Annotated in this window: 16 protein-coding genes; 14 read left to right on the top strand and 2 right to left on the bottom strand. The window is 56.2% G+C overall.

Annotated elements, in window-relative coordinates; translation table 11 throughout:
* The first annotated feature begins 160 nt into the window (after positions 1 to 160).
* From Q8R39_00295 to metG, 7 genes are all read left to right on the top strand, one after another.
* The gene (locus tag Q8R39_00295; protein ID MDP3734857.1) at positions 161 to 430 is read left to right on the top strand and encodes a hypothetical protein; all 270 of its coding nucleotides are present in this window, start codon (positions 161 to 163) and stop codon (positions 428 to 430) included.
* 10 nt (positions 431 to 440) lie between these two features.
* Positions 441 to 725, top strand: a complete 285-nt coding sequence (locus Q8R39_00290) for a CopG family antitoxin (protein ID MDP3734856.1) — start codon at positions 441 to 443, stop codon at positions 723 to 725.
* A 53-nt stretch (positions 726 to 778) separates the two neighbouring features.
* Entirely contained in the window at positions 779 to 1,372 is a 594-nt protein-coding gene (locus tag Q8R39_00285; protein ID MDP3734855.1) for a recombination protein O N-terminal domain-containing protein, read from the top strand.
* A 466-nt stretch (positions 1,373 to 1,838) separates the two neighbouring features.
* Positions 1,839 to 3,758 (top strand): hypothetical protein, encoded by a 1,920-nt coding sequence (locus tag Q8R39_00280; GenBank protein MDP3734854.1) that lies wholly within the window; start codon positions 1,839 to 1,841, stop codon positions 3,756 to 3,758.
* A gap of 85 nt (positions 3,759 to 3,843) precedes the next feature.
* Entirely contained in the window at positions 3,844 to 5,232 is a 1,389-nt protein-coding gene (locus Q8R39_00275; protein MDP3734853.1) for a glycine--tRNA ligase, read from the top strand.
* Positions 5,233 to 5,322: 90 nt separating this feature from the next.
* Complete coding sequence (locus Q8R39_00270; GenBank protein MDP3734852.1) at positions 5,323 to 6,396, top strand: AI-2E family transporter; 1,074 nt, start codon at positions 5,323 to 5,325, stop codon at positions 6,394 to 6,396.
* A 115-nt stretch (positions 6,397 to 6,511) separates the two neighbouring features.
* Entirely contained in the window at positions 6,512 to 7,984 is a 1,473-nt protein-coding gene (gene metG / locus Q8R39_00265; protein ID MDP3734851.1) for a methionine--tRNA ligase, read from the top strand.
* A 61-nt stretch (positions 7,985 to 8,045) separates the two neighbouring features.
* Here the strand turns inward: metG and Q8R39_00260 are convergent, their stop codons facing one another.
* On the bottom strand, positions 8,046 to 8,390 hold the full coding sequence (locus Q8R39_00260) for a hypothetical protein (GenBank protein MDP3734850.1): 345 nt from the start codon (positions 8,388 to 8,390) through the stop codon (positions 8,046 to 8,048).
* 75 nt (positions 8,391 to 8,465) lie between these two features.
* On the opposite strand from Q8R39_00260, the gene Q8R39_00255 reads away from it, so the two are divergent.
* The 6 genes from Q8R39_00255 to Q8R39_00230 all read left to right on the top strand — a co-directional run bounded on the left by Q8R39_00255 (position 8,466) and on the right by Q8R39_00230 (position 14,265).
* Positions 8,466 to 8,636 carry a hypothetical protein gene (locus tag Q8R39_00255; protein MDP3734849.1) on the top strand — a complete coding sequence of 57 codons (171 nt, stop codon included), beginning with the start codon at positions 8,466 to 8,468 and terminating at the stop codon, positions 8,634 to 8,636.
* Between the two features lie 52 nt (positions 8,637 to 8,688).
* Complete coding sequence (locus Q8R39_00250; GenBank protein ID MDP3734848.1) at positions 8,689 to 8,934, top strand: hypothetical protein; 246 nt, start codon at positions 8,689 to 8,691, stop codon at positions 8,932 to 8,934.
* Between the two features lie 265 nt (positions 8,935 to 9,199).
* Positions 9,200 to 9,424, top strand: coding sequence for a PIN domain-containing protein (locus tag Q8R39_00245; protein ID MDP3734847.1), 225 nt, complete (start codon positions 9,200 to 9,202; stop codon positions 9,422 to 9,424).
* 391 nt (positions 9,425 to 9,815) lie between these two features.
* On the top strand, positions 9,816 to 10,670 hold the full coding sequence (locus Q8R39_00240) for a TatD family hydrolase (GenBank protein ID MDP3734846.1): 855 nt from the start codon (positions 9,816 to 9,818) through the stop codon (positions 10,668 to 10,670).
* Between the two features lie 43 nt (positions 10,671 to 10,713).
* Positions 10,714 to 12,450, top strand: a complete 1,737-nt coding sequence (gene amrB, locus Q8R39_00235; protein MDP3734845.1) for an AmmeMemoRadiSam system protein B — start codon at positions 10,714 to 10,716, stop codon at positions 12,448 to 12,450.
* An 18-nt stretch (positions 12,451 to 12,468) separates the two neighbouring features.
* Entirely contained in the window at positions 12,469 to 14,265 is a 1,797-nt protein-coding gene (locus tag Q8R39_00230) for a hypothetical protein (protein MDP3734844.1), read from the top strand.
* Positions 14,266 to 14,352: 87 nt separating this feature from the next.
* On the opposite strand, the gene guaA is transcribed toward Q8R39_00230, so the two are convergent.
* A complete protein-coding gene (gene guaA, locus Q8R39_00225) occupies positions 14,353 to 16,059 on the bottom strand; it encodes a glutamine-hydrolyzing GMP synthase (protein MDP3734843.1) in 1,707 nt (568 codons plus the stop codon).
* Positions 16,060 to 16,121: 62 nt separating this feature from the next.
* Here guaA and Q8R39_00220 point away from each other — a divergent pair, with 62 nt between their 5' ends.
* On the top strand, positions 16,122 to 16,739 hold the full coding sequence (locus tag Q8R39_00220; GenBank protein MDP3734842.1) for a 30S ribosomal protein S6: 618 nt from the start codon (positions 16,122 to 16,124) through the stop codon (positions 16,737 to 16,739).
* The last annotated feature ends 141 nt before the right edge of the window (positions 16,740 to 16,880 follow it).

Here is a 16,880-nt window from a genome sequence, read left to right as displayed (position 1 = left end):
GCGTCAGCATGTCGTACCACCGCTACATCACGGACGCCCTGGTGCTCGGCTCGGATCCGAGCGGGGAGGCGTGCAGACGCTTTTCGCCATGGAGAGCGCAGCATAAAAAGGCGTGTTGCGCCGCGTTTGACAAGGTAACACATTGCGTTACAATGATCCCATGCTCTCCGTTCACCGCCTTATCTGGGACACTTGGAATGTTGCCCACATTGCCCGCCACGATATTACCTCCGAGGAGGTCGAGGGCGTGTGTCACGGCAAGCCAGTTACGAGCGAGACCCGCAAAGGTCGAATCCGTGTTGTAGGGCTAACGCAGAGCGGTCGCATACTCACGGTCATCTTGGCATCCACACAGGAAGAGGGTGTTTACTACCCCATAACCGCGAGACCCGCCGACCGCAAAGAGCGAAGAAACTATCATCAAGTGTAGAGACACAACTATGACGAAGAAAACCAGTACAAAAAAACGTATCCCCGAATTTTCGAGCATCGAGAAAGAGGCTGCGTTTTGGGATACTCATAGCACCGCTGACTATGAGGACGAGTTCAAGCCCGTTCGTGTTCGTTTTGCGAAGAATCTATCCGAGGGCATTACGATTCGCTTCGATCCCAATACTCTTGAGCAGGTACGCTCAGAAGCTCACGAAAGGGGCGTTGGCGCGACAACGCTTATTCGTATGTGGGTTTTGGAACACGTCAGGAAGCAGCATGAGATGCGGACGTAAATAGTGACGCGCAGTTTGGAAATTAGAGATTGAAAATTAGAAATTGCGTCAGCATGTCCTACCATCGCTACATGACAGAGGCTCTCGTGCTCGGCTCCGAGCCGAGCGGGGAGGCGTCGAGGAGGGTCGTGCTGTTCACGCGCTCGTGCGGTCTCGTGTACGCGCACGCGCAGGGTGCGCGTTTGTGCCGATCGCGGCTGCGGCCGCACCTCGCGACGCTCTCGCGCTCTCGTGTTTCACTCGTGCGCGGGAGAGAGACGTGGCGGCTTGTCGGCGCGCTTACGGAGCCCGACGAGGGGGCGTGTGAGAGTGCGCGACCAGGCGCTGCTGCGGTCATTGCGCGGCTAGCCGCGCTCGTGCGGCGTCTCGTGCCGCAGGATGCGCCGGATGAGAAGCTCTTTGAGCGCGTCGCGGAGACTGTGCGATTCGTAGTGCGTGAGGACCTACGCGAGGACGAACTCGCGCTCGTCGAGGTTATCGGCGTCTCGCGCGTGCTCTTCCTTCTCGGTTATCTTGACGCCGGGCAGCCGGGGGCGGCGGTGGCGGCTCAAAGCGGCTGGGATCGTAGCTTATTCTCCGCACTCGCTCCTGCGCGCGCTGCCCTCGTCGGCGCGATCAACGAGGCGCTTGCGGCGAGCCATCTGTGATTCAAATCCCGTCGCAGTCTTCGCTCTCGCGGACACCACGCGGTTTGGCCTGAAAACGATTACGACGTCGTCGTAGTCCGTCCGTCATCCCGCGCAGCTTGACACCAATTTTATGCGAGCGCATAAAATTGGTGTCAGGTAAAGAATTTTTAGCACTATCTCGCGTGTCCGACATCACACCACGACGAAGCTCCAATTTCCAACCAACAATTTCCAAACAAATTTCAATGATTCAAATCTCAAATCACAAACACGTCGCAGTCCGTGTTTCCACATTGGAATTTGAGTATTGAGATTTGTTCGGAGCTTGGTTTTTTGGAGCTTGGAGCTTTCGCATGATGGGGGACATCGGATGTCGGACACGGCTACGATGCTTTACATCGCGCTCGCTTTATTTCGTATTGCATTTTACGTGAGTTGTGCGTCCGATTTCGTTATTCAACGATCCAGTGTACTATAAAGTGCAATGGCAGCAGAGGAAAATCCGGGCAGGATTGAGGCAATGGGCCGCGCGCTCTATCGGCGCGGGGCGCGGTTTGTGCGCGAGCGGCGTCGTTTGCATCAGAGCTCGCCGCGGCGTGAGGTGCGAGCGCAATGGGAAGAGGAGGGAGGCCCCGGGGCGCCACGCCGCCGTGCTGGACGTGGCGCTAAAATATTCTTTCTCCTCTCGGCGCTGTTTTTTCTCCTCGCGGCTGGTTTTGCCGTCTACCGTTTCCGCGATGGCGGCCGGAGTATCTCCTCGAGTAACGTCGAGATGACGATTACCGGGCCGGTCTCGATTGATGCGGGGGAGGACCTCTCACTCCAGGTGACGATGACGAACCACAACCCCATCTCGCTTGAATCAGCGGAGCTTCTCATTGAGTATCCGGAGGGCGTGCGGCAGGCGAGCGACGGAAAGACTCCTCTCGTGCGCTTCCGTAAAGTGCTCGGAGTGCTCCGGAGCGGCGAGAGTTTCCAGGAGATCGTGCACTCCGCTCACTTCGGCGACCCGGGGAGCGTGCACGCAATTCACATAACGCTCGAATACCGCGTCGCGGGATCGAACGCGATTTTTGCAAAAGAAAAGCTCTATGACGTGCGAATCGGCGTCTCCCCGGTACTGCTCACACTCTCCTCTGTCGAGGAAATGCAGGCGGGGGAGGAGGTCGTGTTCACGCTTGACGTTACGTCGAACGCCGCGAGTGTGCTTGAGGATCTGGTGCTCGTCGCCGAGTACCCATTCGGCTTTGCGTTTGCCTCGGCGGAGCCGAAACCCGCGCTCGATATGGCTCTATGGCGGCTCGGGGACCTCGCGCCTGAGGGTAAGCGTCGCATCCGCATCAGAGGCACGCTCGACGGCGAGGATGACACCGAACACATCTTCCGTTTCGTGGTGGGGGTGCGTGGGTCGCGGAGTAGTACGGATATCGCAACGCCGCTCGTCTCCGCTGCGCGCACGATCATCGTCCGAAAGCCGTTTTTGGGCTTTACAGTGGCGCTTGGGGGGCGTCGGAGCGAGGTCTATGCGGCGCGGCCGGACGAGCCGTTGCGCGTCGACCTCTCGTGGGTGAACAATCTATCCGTCTCCATTACAGACGTTGAGATACAGGCGACGCTCCTCGGCACGGTTCTTGACAAGCGTTCGGTTTCGGCACCAGAGGGCTTCTATCAATCAGGCTCTGATACGGTGACGTGGAATCGCCGGTCGCTTCCCGCGCTTGCGGTGATCGAGGCGGGGGAGAAGGGCCAAACGAGTTTTAGTTTCCGGCCGGTGAGCCGCGAGGCCATACGCGCCGGGAACGTAACGAACCCTGAGATGGAACTCCGCACCGCGGTGAGCGGCCGTCGGAGCGGCCGTGGCGGTGACGCTGAACTTCTCGTCGGCGAGGTTCACCGTCTAATCCGTTTTATAAGCGAACCACGACTCTCCTCGCGCACGCTCCACTTTACCGGCCCGCTTTCCAATAGTGGCCCGATTCCCCCGCGCGTAGATCGCGAGACGACCTACACCATAGCATGGAGCGTCACAAACACGACAAACGAGGTCATCGATGGCGAGGTGCACACCACGCTGCCGCCTTATATCCGTTGGCTTGGTCGGGTGTACCCCGCGGACGCCGATATCGTGTTCTCTCCGGTCGGTGGCGAGATCGCCTGGAGGACCGGGACTCTGGCACCTGGCACTGGTATCCGCAGCGCGCCGCGCGAGGTGTTTTTCCAGGTCGCGCTTGTGCCGAGCGCAAATCAGCTCGAAGACTCGCCGACTTTGGTGAACGAGGCGGAGTTTACCGGCCGCGACAGCTTTGCGGAGGTTCCCGTTACGGCGCGCCGCGCCTCGGCGGTAAATACCCGCTTTTCAACTGATCCGCAGTATCAGAGGGGGCAGGAGTTTGTGGTAGAGTAGCGGGCCGTTAAGCAACATGCAGCAAGCATACGACGGTGAGAGTTGTAAATGCGTGCTGCTTGCCGCATACTGCTTGATGCATAACATGTCTGGCGACCACACACTGATGGACAAAATTACGTCGCTCTGCAAGCGGCGAGGCTTCCTTTTTCCCGGCTCCGAGATATACGGCGGTTTTGCGGGGACATACGACTATGGGCCTCACGGCGTGGACCTTCGGGAGAATATCGTGGATGCGTGGAAACGGGCGATGTACATGCACGAGAATATGGCGATGCTTGATTCAAGCATCTTCACCGCGCCGCGGGTGTGGGAAGCGAGCGGCCACGTTTCAGGGTTCAATGATCCACTGGTCGTATGCCTCTCGTGTCACTCGAAGTTACGCGCCGACCACCTTCTTGAGAGCTCTGACGTGTCAGCGGATGAGAAGATGTCCGAAGCGGAATTAAACGAGTTGTTCGATGCGCACAGGAGGATAGTGGCGTGTCCCGTCTGTGGGAAGAAAACTTTTGGAAAAGTGGTACAGAAAAATCTTTTGGCGACCGCGACGCTCGGCGCTTTTGAAGAGGAAGATGAGGACGTGTACCTCCGTGGCGAGACCGCCCAAGGTATATTTATAAATTTTAAAAACGTGCTTGATGCCGGCTTGTATTCGATCCCGTTTGGTATTGCGCAAGTCGGCAAAGCATTTCGGAACGAGATAAGTCCGCGACAGTTCCTGTTTCGAAAAAGGGAATTCGAGCAGATGGAAATGCAGTACTTCGTTTATTCTGAAGACGCAGCCCGGGCATATGAACAGTGGAGGGCGGAGCGCATGGCGTATTACCTCGAACTGGGCATCGCACAAAAGAATCTGCGTTGGAAAAAACACGAGCATCTCGTATTTTACGCGAGAGACGCGTGGGATATCGAATATCAATACCCGTTTGGTTGGGGCGAGCTTGAGGGGGTACACAACCGGGGCGACTATGATTTGACTCAGCACCAAACGTTTTCAGGCGTAGACCTTTCTGTGCGCGATGACAAAACGGGCGAGCGGTACGTGCCGTATGTTATTGAAACGTCGGCGGGGCTCGACCGGACGATACTCATGGTGTTTAGTGAGTTTTATGACGAGGATGAAATGAACGGGGAAAAACGCGTCGTGCTGCGTTTTCCGCCCGCGATTGCCCCGGTCAAAGTTGCTGTCTTTCCTCTCCTGCGGAATAAACCCGAGCTCGTTGAAAAGGCGAGAAAAGTTTATGCGGATCTCCGACGAGCGACGAATCACCGCGTACGAATCGTTTTCGACGACAACGGCAACATTGGCAAGCGCTATCGGAGGCAGGACGAGATAGGGACGCCTTTTTGTGTAACCGTGGATTTCCAGACGCTCGATGATGAGAGCGTAACGGTGCGGGAGAGAGATACGGGGAAGCAAGGGCGGGTGCAGATTGGGGAGTTGGGGGCGTACGTGAGAGAACACACCGCTTGATTTCGCTGTGTATTTTGTATCTCGTATGCGGGACGGTAAGTTCCGAGTCATTATACAAAATACAAAATACAAGATACACTATACAAAAGCATGCCCGATAAACAAATTCTCATCTCCATCACCAGTGGCACGATCGTCCGCACCATTCTCTTCGGCCTTTTGCTTGCGGGGATTTACTTTCTTTGGGATCTCGTGCTTGTGGTATTGATGGCGATCGTGCTCGCCTCGGCGATCGAGCCCGCAGCGCTCTGGGCTGTGCGCCGTGGTATTCCGCGTCTTCTTGCTGTCGTGGCGATTTATCTTGGGACTGCGGCGGGGTTTGCGGCAGTGCTGTACTTTTTTGCTCCGCCGGTGCTTGAGGATGCCGCCGGTCTCCTCTCCACCCTGCCGCGCGAGCTCAATCTCGGAGATCTCCTCGGACCGATACGCGAGAACGGGCCGGAGTTCCTGCGTCCGGGCATCGCGACGCTCTCGGAAAACATCTCGCTTGCAGACATTGTTTCCTCTCTCCACGGCACCGTCGTCAACCTCTCCGCAAATATTTTCAAGGTGGTGGGTGCGGTCTTCGGCGGCATCATGAGCTTTGCGCTTATCATCGTGCTCTCGTTTTATCTTGCGGTGCAAGATGGCGGGATTGCGGCGTTTCTTAAGATCGTGACACCGGTTCGGCACGAGCGCTACGTTCTCGATTTGTGGCGGCGGTCGCAGTTTAAGATAGGCAAGTGGCTCCAGGGGCAACTCATCTTAATGCTCATCGTGGGGGTGCTCGTGTATCTCGGCCTCATGGTGCTCGGGGTGCGCTACGCGCTTCTCCTTGCGCTGCTTGCCGCGCTCTTTGAGATTATTCCCCTGTTTGGCCCGGTACTTGCGGCGATTCCCGCGATTGTACTCAATCTCGCTGACGGCGGGCTCACGCAGGGGCTCCTCGTTGCCGGGCTCTACACGATCATCCAGCAGTTTGAGAACCAATTGATTCATCCGCTGGTCGTGAGTAAAGTCGTCGGTGTGCCGCCGCTCCTCGTGATCCTCGCGCTGATTATCGGCGCGCGGACTGCAGGCTTCCTCGGCCTCATACTCTCGGTGCCGGTTGCAGCGGCGTTTCGGGAGTATCTCTACGACCTCGAGCGCGGGCGTATGGGTGCGGCGCGCGTCGATGAGAGTTGAGAAGGCGTCACTCGTCGCTCACATCGCATGTCCACCCCGTTAGACGTTGCCCTTCGTTCTCCTTTCATTTTATGTTATTTCACATGCGACACCCCGATTTAATCTTTCCCAATCAATGCAAAAACGTCTAACGGGGTCCACCGCGCGCTATCTCACCACGACGCTGCCGTATGTGAACGCGGATCCGCACATCGGATTCGCGTTTGAGATTGTGCATGCCGATATCGCCGCGCGCTACCACACGCTCGCAGGGGATGATGTATTTTTCAACACCGGCACCGACGAGCATGGCCAGAAGATCTTTGAGAAAGCGCGCGCGGCGGGGAAGGACCCGCAGGCGTACGTGGACGAATATGCCGAGAAGTTTCGGCGGCTCAAGGGGGCGCTCGGTCTCTCCGCGGATATCCATTTCATCCGCACGACGGAGCCCCGTCACCGGGCCGCGGCGCAGGAGTTTTGGCGGCGTTGCGAGGCGCGCGGCGACATCTACAAAAAGCTCTACCAGATGAAGTACTGCGTTGGCTGTGAGCTTGAGAAGACCGACTCGGAGCTTGAGAAGGGGCGTTGTCCGCTACACCCGGCGCAGGAGCTCGAGACGCGGGAAGAGGAGAATTATTTTTTTCGATTTTCAAAATACAGGCAGCCACTTCTTGATTTCTACGAGCGCTGTCCCGACTTCGTCGTGCCGGACTTTCGTTTCAACGAAATCAAGCGCTTTATCGAGCGCGGGCTTGAGGACTTCAGCATCTCTCGGCTCGCAACGAAGATGCCGTGGGGTGTTGCGATCCCTGGCGACGAGAGCCAGGTGATGTTCGTGTGGTTCGACGCGCTCGTGAACTATGTCTCGACGCTCGGCTGGCCGGAGGACATCGCTCAGTTTGAGAAATACTGGGGGAGACCGGAGGCGCCGAGAGCCGTGCAGTTTGCAGGCAAAGACAATTTGCGCCAGCAGTCGGCGATGTGGCAGGCGATGCTCCTCTCCGCGGGCCTGCCTCTCTCGCGCCAGATCGTGATTCACGGCTTCATCACGAGCGGCGGGCAGAAGATGAGCAAGTCGCTCGGCAACGTGATAAATCCGTACGACATCGTTGAGGGCTACGGCGTCGACGCGCTCCGCTACTACCTTGCGCGGCACATACACCCGTTTGAAGACAGCGATTTTACGATGGAGAAATTTACGGACGCGTACAACGCGAATCTTGCGAATGGGTTGGGGAATTTTGTGGCGAGGGTGATGGCGCTTGTTGCAAAATCAAAAATCAAAAATCAAAAATCAAAATTACAATTCAAAAGTCAAAAGTTACGAACGGTTCTCGACACCGCGACACAGTCGTATCATGCCGCCTTTGGCGCGTATCACATACAAAACGTCGCGGATGCGGTGTGGAAATTGATTCAGGCGGGAGATGAGCACGTTCAGGAAACACGGCCCTGGGAAGGGGAGAAGCAGGACGTGCTTGAGGACCTCACAGCGCTCCTCGGCGAGATCGCGACGCTCCTCGTGCCGATCCTCCCGGAGACCGCGGGAAAAATAAAATCCGCGCTCGAAACTTGCACCATGCCCGCGCCGCTTTTTCCGAGAGAATAGCAACCGGCCCTACGAGAGAGTAGAGCCGGTGTGGTTTTGGCCGTCGTGTAGGTTGCTCCGGCTACTCCGGTTTTTCCAAAAGATTGACTCGAATAAATTCCCCACCGTGCCGCGTGTTTCCTTTCATATAGATGCTACCTTGTTCAGCGATTGTGTCGGCGTTGAGATACATAGTAAGGCCAATGGCGCATATATCATGTACAGAGAGACGATATTTGTCCTCCAGCATCTGCATGCGCTCGTTGGTATCCTTTGACAGCATGCCTACAATCGTACGTTCACCAGGAGCGTCTGTTTGTTTCAAGATTGCCATCGCAACTGCGCGCTGACTTTTAACACTGAGATAGCGCTGTAGTGCATACAGGACGGCGGCAGGGTTTGTCCAGTCTACTAGGTGGTGATTCATCGTGACCTCCTTTACAGTACGTCTTTATTGAAAAAACGTTTAATCCAGTGACAGTGAACCACAGAGGTTATTAACATGTCAACCTCGTATTTTTTCGACGCCCACGCCCACGCCCAGTTCGCCGCGTTTAAGGCTAAACCGAATCCTCCGGATTCGGTCGCCCGACCGCGCGAAGCGGGGTTTAGGGATGATAGCGACGCGGTAATTCGACGTGCGCTTGAGAGCGGCGCCCTGAGTGGTGAGTAAACGGATTTCCGCGTTATTTGACAGCATACTGTCAAATGAGTAGCATGGTGCTATGCATCGAACACAGATACAACTTGATGAGCGCCTCTTTGAGGCGATTCGCGAGCAATCGTTTCGTGAAGGCAGTTCAGTCGCAGGAACCGTCCGGCGTGCACTCCGCGCCTCTTTTTCGCTCGGCGACTATGGAGCGCGTACGAAGTTTTCGTTTATTGCCTCAGGCCGATCGCGCGGGAAGGGGAGCGGCACAATTGCGCGACTTCACGACGATGCGTTTGCAGACTCGTTGACGAACTTTTGATACACTACTTTATTATGGTAAACGCCGTGATGAGTAAAAATGAATATAGTGCGTCCGTGCGTTTCCGTGACGCTCGTGTTCGTGCGGGGCGGACGTCGGTGCGTCTGGGGAGCATTACAGGCACAAAGGTTAATCCGGACGCATTCGGCATGTTCAAAAAAGCGTTCGGCGCCGTGTCTTCAGTCGCGTATGTCAACCGTCTACGAAGGTCCTGGCGATAGGGCGCTAGTGTGCGTTGACACCGACATTTTGATTGATTATTTGCGTGGCGTGTCCGCTGCAAAGATTTTTCGACTCGTTTGTCCTCCTTGGGCTTGACGCGACCTCTGCCCGCAAAGCAGGCATGTTGAAACGTGATTACCGTACGCCGTTTGCCGACGCGATTGTCGCGGCGACCGCGCTCATCTACAATCTGCCGCTCGTGACGCGAAACGTGCGGCACTATCAGCCGATTGAGGCTGAAGGGTTGCGTATTGTCCGGCCGTACTGAACTCCTATAGCTCATACCATGGCCCCTGTGGGGCATAGCAGGCGAAAACGCCTGAAGAAAAAATGCCGCAGCTGCGGCCTGTGCAAGCCGCATAAACTCGAGGGGTGCGTGCGATGGCGCAGCAAAGACCTCGCTCGCCTAAAAAAGTTTGAGCGCGAGAAGCGGTTTGTGGGTGTGGAAAAATAAAAGAAGCGGTCCGGGTTGAAAAATGCCCGAACCGCTCACTAGGCTGATATGTAGTGCGCAGGACTACACAGGAACTTTTGGAGTATTTTCCCCTGCCTCTATTAACTCTTCAGTGGTTGGTGGGTGCCAGGGGGTCCCAATCAAAGACAGTTTGAAGATGTACTTTCCTCCATTCCCACATGATTTCTATCATAATTTTTATACCATGACAACTATACATTTTTTCGACGTCCACACGCACGCTCACTTTGCCGCGTTTAGGGACGACAGCGACGCGGTGATTCGTCGTGCGCTCGAGGCTGGTGTCACAATGGTGAATGTGGGTACGCAGCGGGATACGTCAGCTGCGGCGGTGGCGACTGCAGAACGATACGAGCAGGGCGTGTATGCAAGCGTGGGGCTTCACCCGATACATACAGAGCGGTCGTATCACGATGCGAAGGAATTAGGAAGTATGAATCAGGAATCAGGGGACGGTTTTACGTCGCGCGGCGAGGACTTTGATTACGACTACTATAAGCACCTTGCCGTTCATCCAAAGGTCGTCGCGATCGGCGAGTGCGGACTCGATTACTATAGAATCAAGAATCAGGAATCAAGAATTAAGCAGGAAGCAGTTTTTCGTCAACAAATTGAGCTGTCGCTTGCAGTAAGAAAGCCGCTCATGGTGCACTGTCGAGATGCTTTCGATGATCTGATTAAGATTCTTGATTCTTACTTCATGATTCATAATTCCAGCAATCCCGGAATCATTCACTTCTTCACCGGCTCCCTCGACGACGCCCGCGCCCTCCTCGACCTCGGCTTCTCGTTCTCCTTCGGCGGCGTGACGACGTTTACGCGCGACTACGATGATCAGGTTCATTTTATTCCGCTTGACCGTATACTCTCCGAGACCGACGCGCCGTATGTCGCGCCCGTGCCCTACCGCGGCACGCGCAACGAGCCGGTCTACGTGCGCGAGGTCGTCGCTCGCATCGCTCTCATCCGCGGCGAGGACGAGACCCGGGTCCGCGAGGCACTCGCCCTAAATGCCGGGCGTGTTTTTGGGCTCGGGTGAGACACGCGTGGACACCTGTCGGTGTGGTACCCTTATCCGGTGTATGCTGAAGTATCTAAAGATGAGGCGCTCTGCAACCATAGTAGCGGCAGTGGCGGCGGGTGTGCTCTTGTTGCTATATGCGCGAGGTCCCCATCGAGACTCGTCTTTGTACGAATTCGAGCGTCGGCGCATTTCGGGCTTAGTGGTGCCTCACCACGACATAGTCAAGGACGTGCGGCGCGCCTTGTTTGCCGATGTAGCGCGGACCCGAGATCGCGAGCCAGATACTATCGTCCTTCTCTCGCCGAATCATTTTGAGCTCGGGACTGAGCCGATACAGAGTACGCTCGAGCCCTGGGAGACTGCCTCTGGCGTCATTGAACCGAACGTCGAGCTCATCGAACGGTTGGTCTCTGGTGGGGGCGTCACACTTCGCCCCGAGAGCTTCGTTACCGAGCATGGGGTGCACCTTCTGCTTCGCGACATTAAGGAAACGTTTCCGCGCTCTCGAATTGTACCGCTCATTTTCAAGATGAGCGCCACGGCAGGCGAGCTCGACGCACTCGTTGCTATCCTCGCAGACCATTGCGCGCGCTGTCTCATGGTAGCGTCCGTAGATTTTTCTCACGACCAGCCAGCACTACTCGCTGATCTCCATGACGCAGTGAGTCTTCGCGCGCTGCGAATGCTCGATGCGCCCCAATTGCTGCATAAGGCCGAGGTAGATTCTCCGGCCGCGCTTGCAGTACTTGCGCTCTGGGCCCGGACGCAGGAGACGCCGCGATTTCATACTTTTTCACACACCAACTCCGGGGTGATCGTCTCTGAGAGGGAGGGAGAAACCACGTCGCACATTTTTGGTTGGTACGAGAGCGGCGTGCCTACAGAGCAGGAAGACTTCGCAACATTTGCGGTTGGTGGAGACGTGATGCTCGCGCGCGGCGTAGCGAAACGCTACGGACGCGACCTCCTTGAAGTCGCGCGGGGACTTGGCGAGCGGGTATTTTGGGGAGTCGACGCAGCCCTGGTCAATCTTGAAGGCGCCGTGAGTCGCGAACCCATACTGCCTGATGTGCGCCCGGGTACCATGACATTTTTATTTCCACCCGAGACCGTAGAGGTGTTGCAGCACCTCAGAGTCAACATCGTGAGTCTCGCGAACAATCATGCGAGCAATGGAGGCGCGGGTGGTCTTGTGACGACGCGCCAGATTCTCGCGGAGAACGATATTATGTGGATAGGAGGCCCGGGCGAAGACTCGGTCGACGATGTCGCTCTCGTGCGCGGGCAAGGCATCAACCTTGTATTCATCGGGGTCCATCTCCTGGTTGAGGTTCCGGACATTACGTCCGTTATAGAGAAATATGCTACTGATGAGTCGAACCGCGTCATCGTCTTTCCACATTGGGGCATTGAGTATGCGGTGGAACACGCGACTCTCGAGGAGGACCTTGCGCATGCCTGGATAGACGCGGGAGCCGATCTCGTCGTCGGTTCGCACCCGCACGTTATTCAGGATGTGGCGGTATATAAAAACAAACCGATTGTGTATTCACTTGGCAACCTTATCTTCGACCAGGAGTTTTCCGAAGACACACAGGAGGGGTTGCTTCTTTTTGGCGCGTTCCGTGAGGGCGGACTCAGTATTTTCCCGCTTCCGGTTCAACAAAAGCGCTACCGGCCTGCTTTCATGAGAGGAGAGCGAAAAAAAGAGATCCTTGCCGAGATTGATGATGTGTGGAGGGCTTTCAGTACGACCTCGAGCGAGGGGACGAGTTACTTTTTCCCCGCGCACTAGTATGTTACAGTGCGAAATATGAACAAGAAAATACCAATTGTTCTTGCCATTGCGTTATGCGCCGTTAGCGTGCTCGGCACGGCGACTTTCTTTGTCTTGGGCGGCTCTCGCGGCCCCAAACCTGCTCCAAATGGAGTAACCCAACCTCCCTGGCTACTAGAGCTCGAACGCATACCTGATGGTTTTGTCGCAGAGCCGAAAGGTCACGGTGTGCAAGCGTACCCGCTTATCCCGGAAGACACCGAGGATTACCAGCGCTATTACAGCGACAGGTCGCAAGAGGCTGGTGTGACGTGGCTTCCCCACCCTGAGCTGGTCGGCGACCTTGGGCTTATTACACATTCATCTTATCGAGACGACTATTTCGCAAACACAAAGCAGTTGTATTACCGAATCGGTCGCGATGGCGATCAAGACATCGTCGCCACCACGCTGGGATGCGAGGGCCCGTGTTTGGGAGATGATCGGATTTTATTTGTTGGCAACACAACCGGCTACCGTGCGATCGCGCTGCACTCGAGCTATGTGCCGGACGGTAAAGGATCAGTAGGATTGAGTGGTTTGATAGTCGTGGACAATAAGACGATATACCAGGCGCTTGCGGCACCGGAGGAGATCACGCTGATGGGAGAGCGTTATGTGCGTTTAGGTTTCGGGCAGACGTTTTTCGCTCAGTATAAATTTCCTTATGCATCTGAGAGCGAGAGACCTGTTGGATTTAGCGACTCGTTGGTTTTTGAGACAGAGAGCGATCTTGGCCCGGTCTTTCGGAGAACGAGAGTGATTGACGAGGAAGTTTATGTGCAGGAGTCGTATGTGGTGCGCCTTCCTGGCGGGCTTGCGGTAGAGTATGGAGCACGGCCGATTTTCGTTACGGACGACCGGGTTCCGGCAGTGGTTTGGCTTGACGGCTCTCGGAACAAAGAGGCATATCGTGGTGATGGGACAGGAGGTTGCGGCGGGTTTGGCGCTGTTTCGGTCGCGGCTGCCGGCACAGTTTCTGATACGCAGTTAAAAATTGCGGGCGTGACGAACGACGGACGAACGGTCTACGATTTTAAAGATGTACGACATCCGATACCGGCCGCGTATTATGCGGCTTCAGGCGGGGCACGATACGTGTATGATGAAAAGGCAGGCACGGGCGTGAGCGCGCCGTTCACCCTTGAGGAATTTGTTGCAAATCATGGCGTATTTTTGTACAAGAATGGTTTTGGCCGTTACATCATCTTTAGCAGTGTGTCATACGGCCCGGCTGTCGAGTGCGCAAAGCCAGTAATCTACTTGTATCCAGAGAAAGAAACGGCGGTGCGTGTACGCGTTGGCGCAGATATCCGGGAGTCAGATCCTCCATATAACGACGGATGGAGCGTTGTCGCTGCTCCGGATGGGGCACTCGTGCACGAGGGAGCGGAGTACCCCTCCTTGTTTTGGGATGGCTTAGGACGCGGGGAATTTCCGAGTATATCGTCTGGCTTTGTGGTTGCGCGTGAGGAAGTTGAAGCAACGCTGCGAGATCACCTCGGCAAACTTGGCCTCATTGGGCGTGAAGTTGATGATTTCCTCGACTTCTGGCTTCCCCTGATGCCGACGACTCCCCTTACTCGTCTCACATGGCTCGGTACACGAGATATGGACAAGCTTGCGGCGCTTGACGTTGTGCCGGCTCCGGATACTTCGATCCGCGTCTTTCTTGTGTTTGAAGGACTGAGTGAGCGGCAGGAGATTCCACCGCAAGTTCTGCGGGCACCCCGGCGGACGGGCTTCACGCTCGTTGAGTGGGGAGGGCTTTTGCGGCAGCAACCAAAAAACTAAACCCCGTCCTTTTGGAACCAAAGTCCGTTTTGAGACAAAAGCGCGCTGTTCTGCCGGGGGCAGAACAGCGCGTGAGACGGTCTTGAATTACTCAAATTCCGTCGTTGCGGGAGGCTTGTTTGTTGGATCGTACCAGACACGCACGATTGCAGGACTGCGGGTGAGGACTCTCGAGATTTCGTCTTCAAGCGCCTCCGAGAAGTGGACGCCGCGGGCAGTCATGAAGTCAGTGGTCTCGACGGCACGAACGACGATGGCGCCGCCGTACGCCCGGCCGTCGCCCTTGACACCGACGGTGTTCACGCCGATATAGGCGACAACGAGTTGTGAGAGTGTGTTATAGACGCCGTGTCGCTCGGTAATTTCGCGCACTCGCGCATCGGCCCAGCGGACGATATCGAGCTTCTCCGGGGTTGCCGGCACTCCGACAACGCGTAGGAAAAGACCGGGGCCGGGAAATGGCTGGCGACGCCAGATGCGCTCTGGCAGTCCGATCTCCCTCGCGAGAGCCCGAACTTCGTATTTGAACAAATGATCAACCGGATGCAACTCGAGGAGGTTCCCCAGCCGGAGCCCGACGTTGTGGTGGGATTTGATCATCGCGCCACCTGTGGCACCCGACTCGATTCTGTCTGGAGCCAGCGTGCCTTGAAGCAGAGCGTGCGCTCCAAAGTCATGTGCCGCCCGTACGAGAAGCGACGTGTAGACCTCTCTGAAACGACGACGCTTCTCTTCTGCGTCAACCACACCTTTGTACCCGGCGATGTGCCTGGCGAGCACATTGAGAAGGCGTACGCAGAGCTTCACGGGCCAGGTCCACTTCTCAGCAACATGCACAAAGTTTGTCATCGCTTCCTGAAACTCTCGGCGAGCGTCCATGATGCGTAGGCTCACGTTGGCGGCACCCGCATGCTGCCGGATTTCGTCAAGTTCTCCTTCACGCAGCTGTCCGCCATCAATCGTGACTGCGAGCAGTTTTTCTTTGAGCACTGGCGCGAGCATCGCCGATACCGTCGTGGAATCTACGCCTCCGCTGAAACCGAAGATTACGCGTTCATTGCCGAGCCGCGCTCCTACGCCCTCTTGAATCGAAGTGACAACTGATGGCGGTGTCCAGTCCTTCTCACAGAGCGCGAATTGTAGGAAGTTCGCGAGCATGGTCTTGCCGTGCGGCGTGTGCACTACCTCGGGGTGGAATTGGACACCCCACACAGAGCCGTTTTGCATCGCGGCAATCGTGCCAGCATCGCTGTATGCGAGGACATTGAAACCTTCGGGAAGCGAGATGACGGAATCGCCGTGGCTCATCCAGACTGTCTGTTCTCGAGGCGTGCTGGCAAAGAAGGGGTGGCTCGCCCGAGTGAGCTCGATCTTCGTTTCGCCATATTCACGATTGCCGAGCACCGCTTGTACCTTGCCGCCGAGCGTCTGCGAGAGCCACTGCATGCCATAGCAAATACCAAGTACGGCAATCGGTTGACCGTCCTCGTGCACGAGCGAGAGCAGGTCCTTCGGCGGCTGCGGCGCATCGTTGTCATAGACACTTGACGATCCGCCGGAGAGGATCACCGCTCTTACAGGATTTTTTTTGAGCCACGCCAAGGCGTGCGCGGGTGCGAGGATAGCGGAACGTACTCCGAGCTCTCGCAGCGTCCGCTCGATCAGCAGCGTATATTGGGAACCAAGCTCAATGATCAGGACTTGCGGTAAGGACGCCATGTGGTTTTCCTCCTTCGTTTTTGTTTGCGTCGTTACTTTCATGGCCTTTTGTCGAAAGGACTCTGTGTCGAGCATAGCGCATAGCAGGCGCTTTCAGCAATAAGAATTATGCGCGTACCACGGAGTCCAGGCGTACCGTGCACGAAGACAGTTCGTTTGCTTGCTGCATGCCGCTTGATGCTTGTTTCGGCATATGGTACCCTGTCTTCATGCCGCGGACAAAAGAGAAGGGCAAGGAAAAATCCATAGCTGTGGCGGATGTGGACCCAGACGAGCTCGTCTCATACGAGCTCGGGTATCTTTTGGTGCCGACGATTGCGGAGGAGGATGTGGCGGGAGTCGTGACGAGCATCAAAGACGTTCTCGAAGGGCAGGGCGGCAGTGGGTTTGTGGACGGTTTTCCCGTGAAGAAACCGCTCGCATACGAAATGCGCCGCGAGACGGCGGGCGGGCGCGTTCGGGTGAATCAGGGGTATTTCGGGTGGGTGAAGTTTGCGTGTGAGAGCAGCCGCGTCGAGGCGATTGCCGAGGTGCTGAAGAAAGACGAGCGGATCGTGCGCTTTCTCTGCGTCCACGCGCCGAAGGAGGTAGTCGCCATGCCGCCGAAGCGCCTGCGGAGCTCGCTCCTGCGCCGGCCGCTCGGTGAGAAGCTCCTGAAGCCGGTAGAGGGAGCTGCCGCAACTCCCGCAGTGCCGCTACCCGCGATGACGGACGAGGAGTTGGATCGGACGATCGAAGAGCTCATTATTGAATAATGTTGCAACGAGATCCTATGTGTAAATGTGAGGTGCTAGTATGCAGGCGTTTAGAGTTCTATAATCTAATTTTCAATTTTCAATTTCTAATTTTCAATCAATTTTCAATTACTCAATTTTCAAACACGACGTCGTCCGTCA

Source organism: bacterium, assembly GCA_030697645.1.
GTDB lineage: Bacteria > Patescibacteriota > Minisyncoccia > Phycocordibacterales > VMGT01 > JAUYPI01.
Note: the sequence above shows the minus strand (reverse complement) of the source record. Positions and strands in the feature narration are given on the sequence as shown.

Excerpts from the sequence above, each read along its gene's own strand:
- Q8R39_00290 (MDP3734856.1), top strand. The coding sequence starts at position 441 with ATGACGAAGAAAACCAGTACAAAAAAACGTATCCCCGAATTTTCGAGC.
- Q8R39_00250 (MDP3734848.1), top strand. The coding sequence starts at position 8,689 with ATGCATCGAACACAGATACAACTTGATGAGCGCCTCTTTGAGGCGATT.
- Q8R39_00270 (MDP3734852.1), top strand. The coding sequence starts at position 5,323 with ATGCCCGATAAACAAATTCTCATCTCCATCACCAGTGGCACGATCGTC.
- Q8R39_00230 (MDP3734844.1), top strand. The coding sequence starts at position 12,469 with ATGAACAAGAAAATACCAATTGTTCTTGCCATTGCGTTATGCGCCGTT.
- Q8R39_00240 (MDP3734846.1), top strand. The coding sequence starts at position 9,816 with ATGACAACTATACATTTTTTCGACGTCCACACGCACGCTCACTTTGCC.
- Q8R39_00280 (MDP3734854.1), top strand. The coding sequence starts at position 1,839 with ATGGCAGCAGAGGAAAATCCGGGCAGGATTGAGGCAATGGGCCGCGCG.
- Q8R39_00285 (MDP3734855.1), top strand. The coding sequence starts at position 779 with ATGTCCTACCATCGCTACATGACAGAGGCTCTCGTGCTCGGCTCCGAG.
- amrB (MDP3734845.1), top strand. The coding sequence starts at position 10,714 with ATGCTGAAGTATCTAAAGATGAGGCGCTCTGCAACCATAGTAGCGGCA.
- Q8R39_00295 (MDP3734857.1), top strand. The coding sequence starts at position 161 with ATGCTCTCCGTTCACCGCCTTATCTGGGACACTTGGAATGTTGCCCAC.
- Q8R39_00275 (MDP3734853.1), top strand. The coding sequence starts at position 3,844 with ATGTCTGGCGACCACACACTGATGGACAAAATTACGTCGCTCTGCAAG.
- metG (MDP3734851.1), top strand. The coding sequence starts at position 6,512 with ATGCAAAAACGTCTAACGGGGTCCACCGCGCGCTATCTCACCACGACG.
- Q8R39_00255 (MDP3734849.1), top strand. The coding sequence starts at position 8,466 with ATGTCAACCTCGTATTTTTTCGACGCCCACGCCCACGCCCAGTTCGCC.
- guaA (MDP3734843.1), bottom strand. The coding sequence starts at position 16,059 with ATGCTCGACACAGAGTCCTTTCGACAAAAGGCCATGAAAGTAACGACG.
- Q8R39_00260 (MDP3734850.1), bottom strand. The coding sequence starts at position 8,390 with ATGAATCACCACCTAGTAGACTGGACAAACCCTGCCGCCGTCCTGTAT.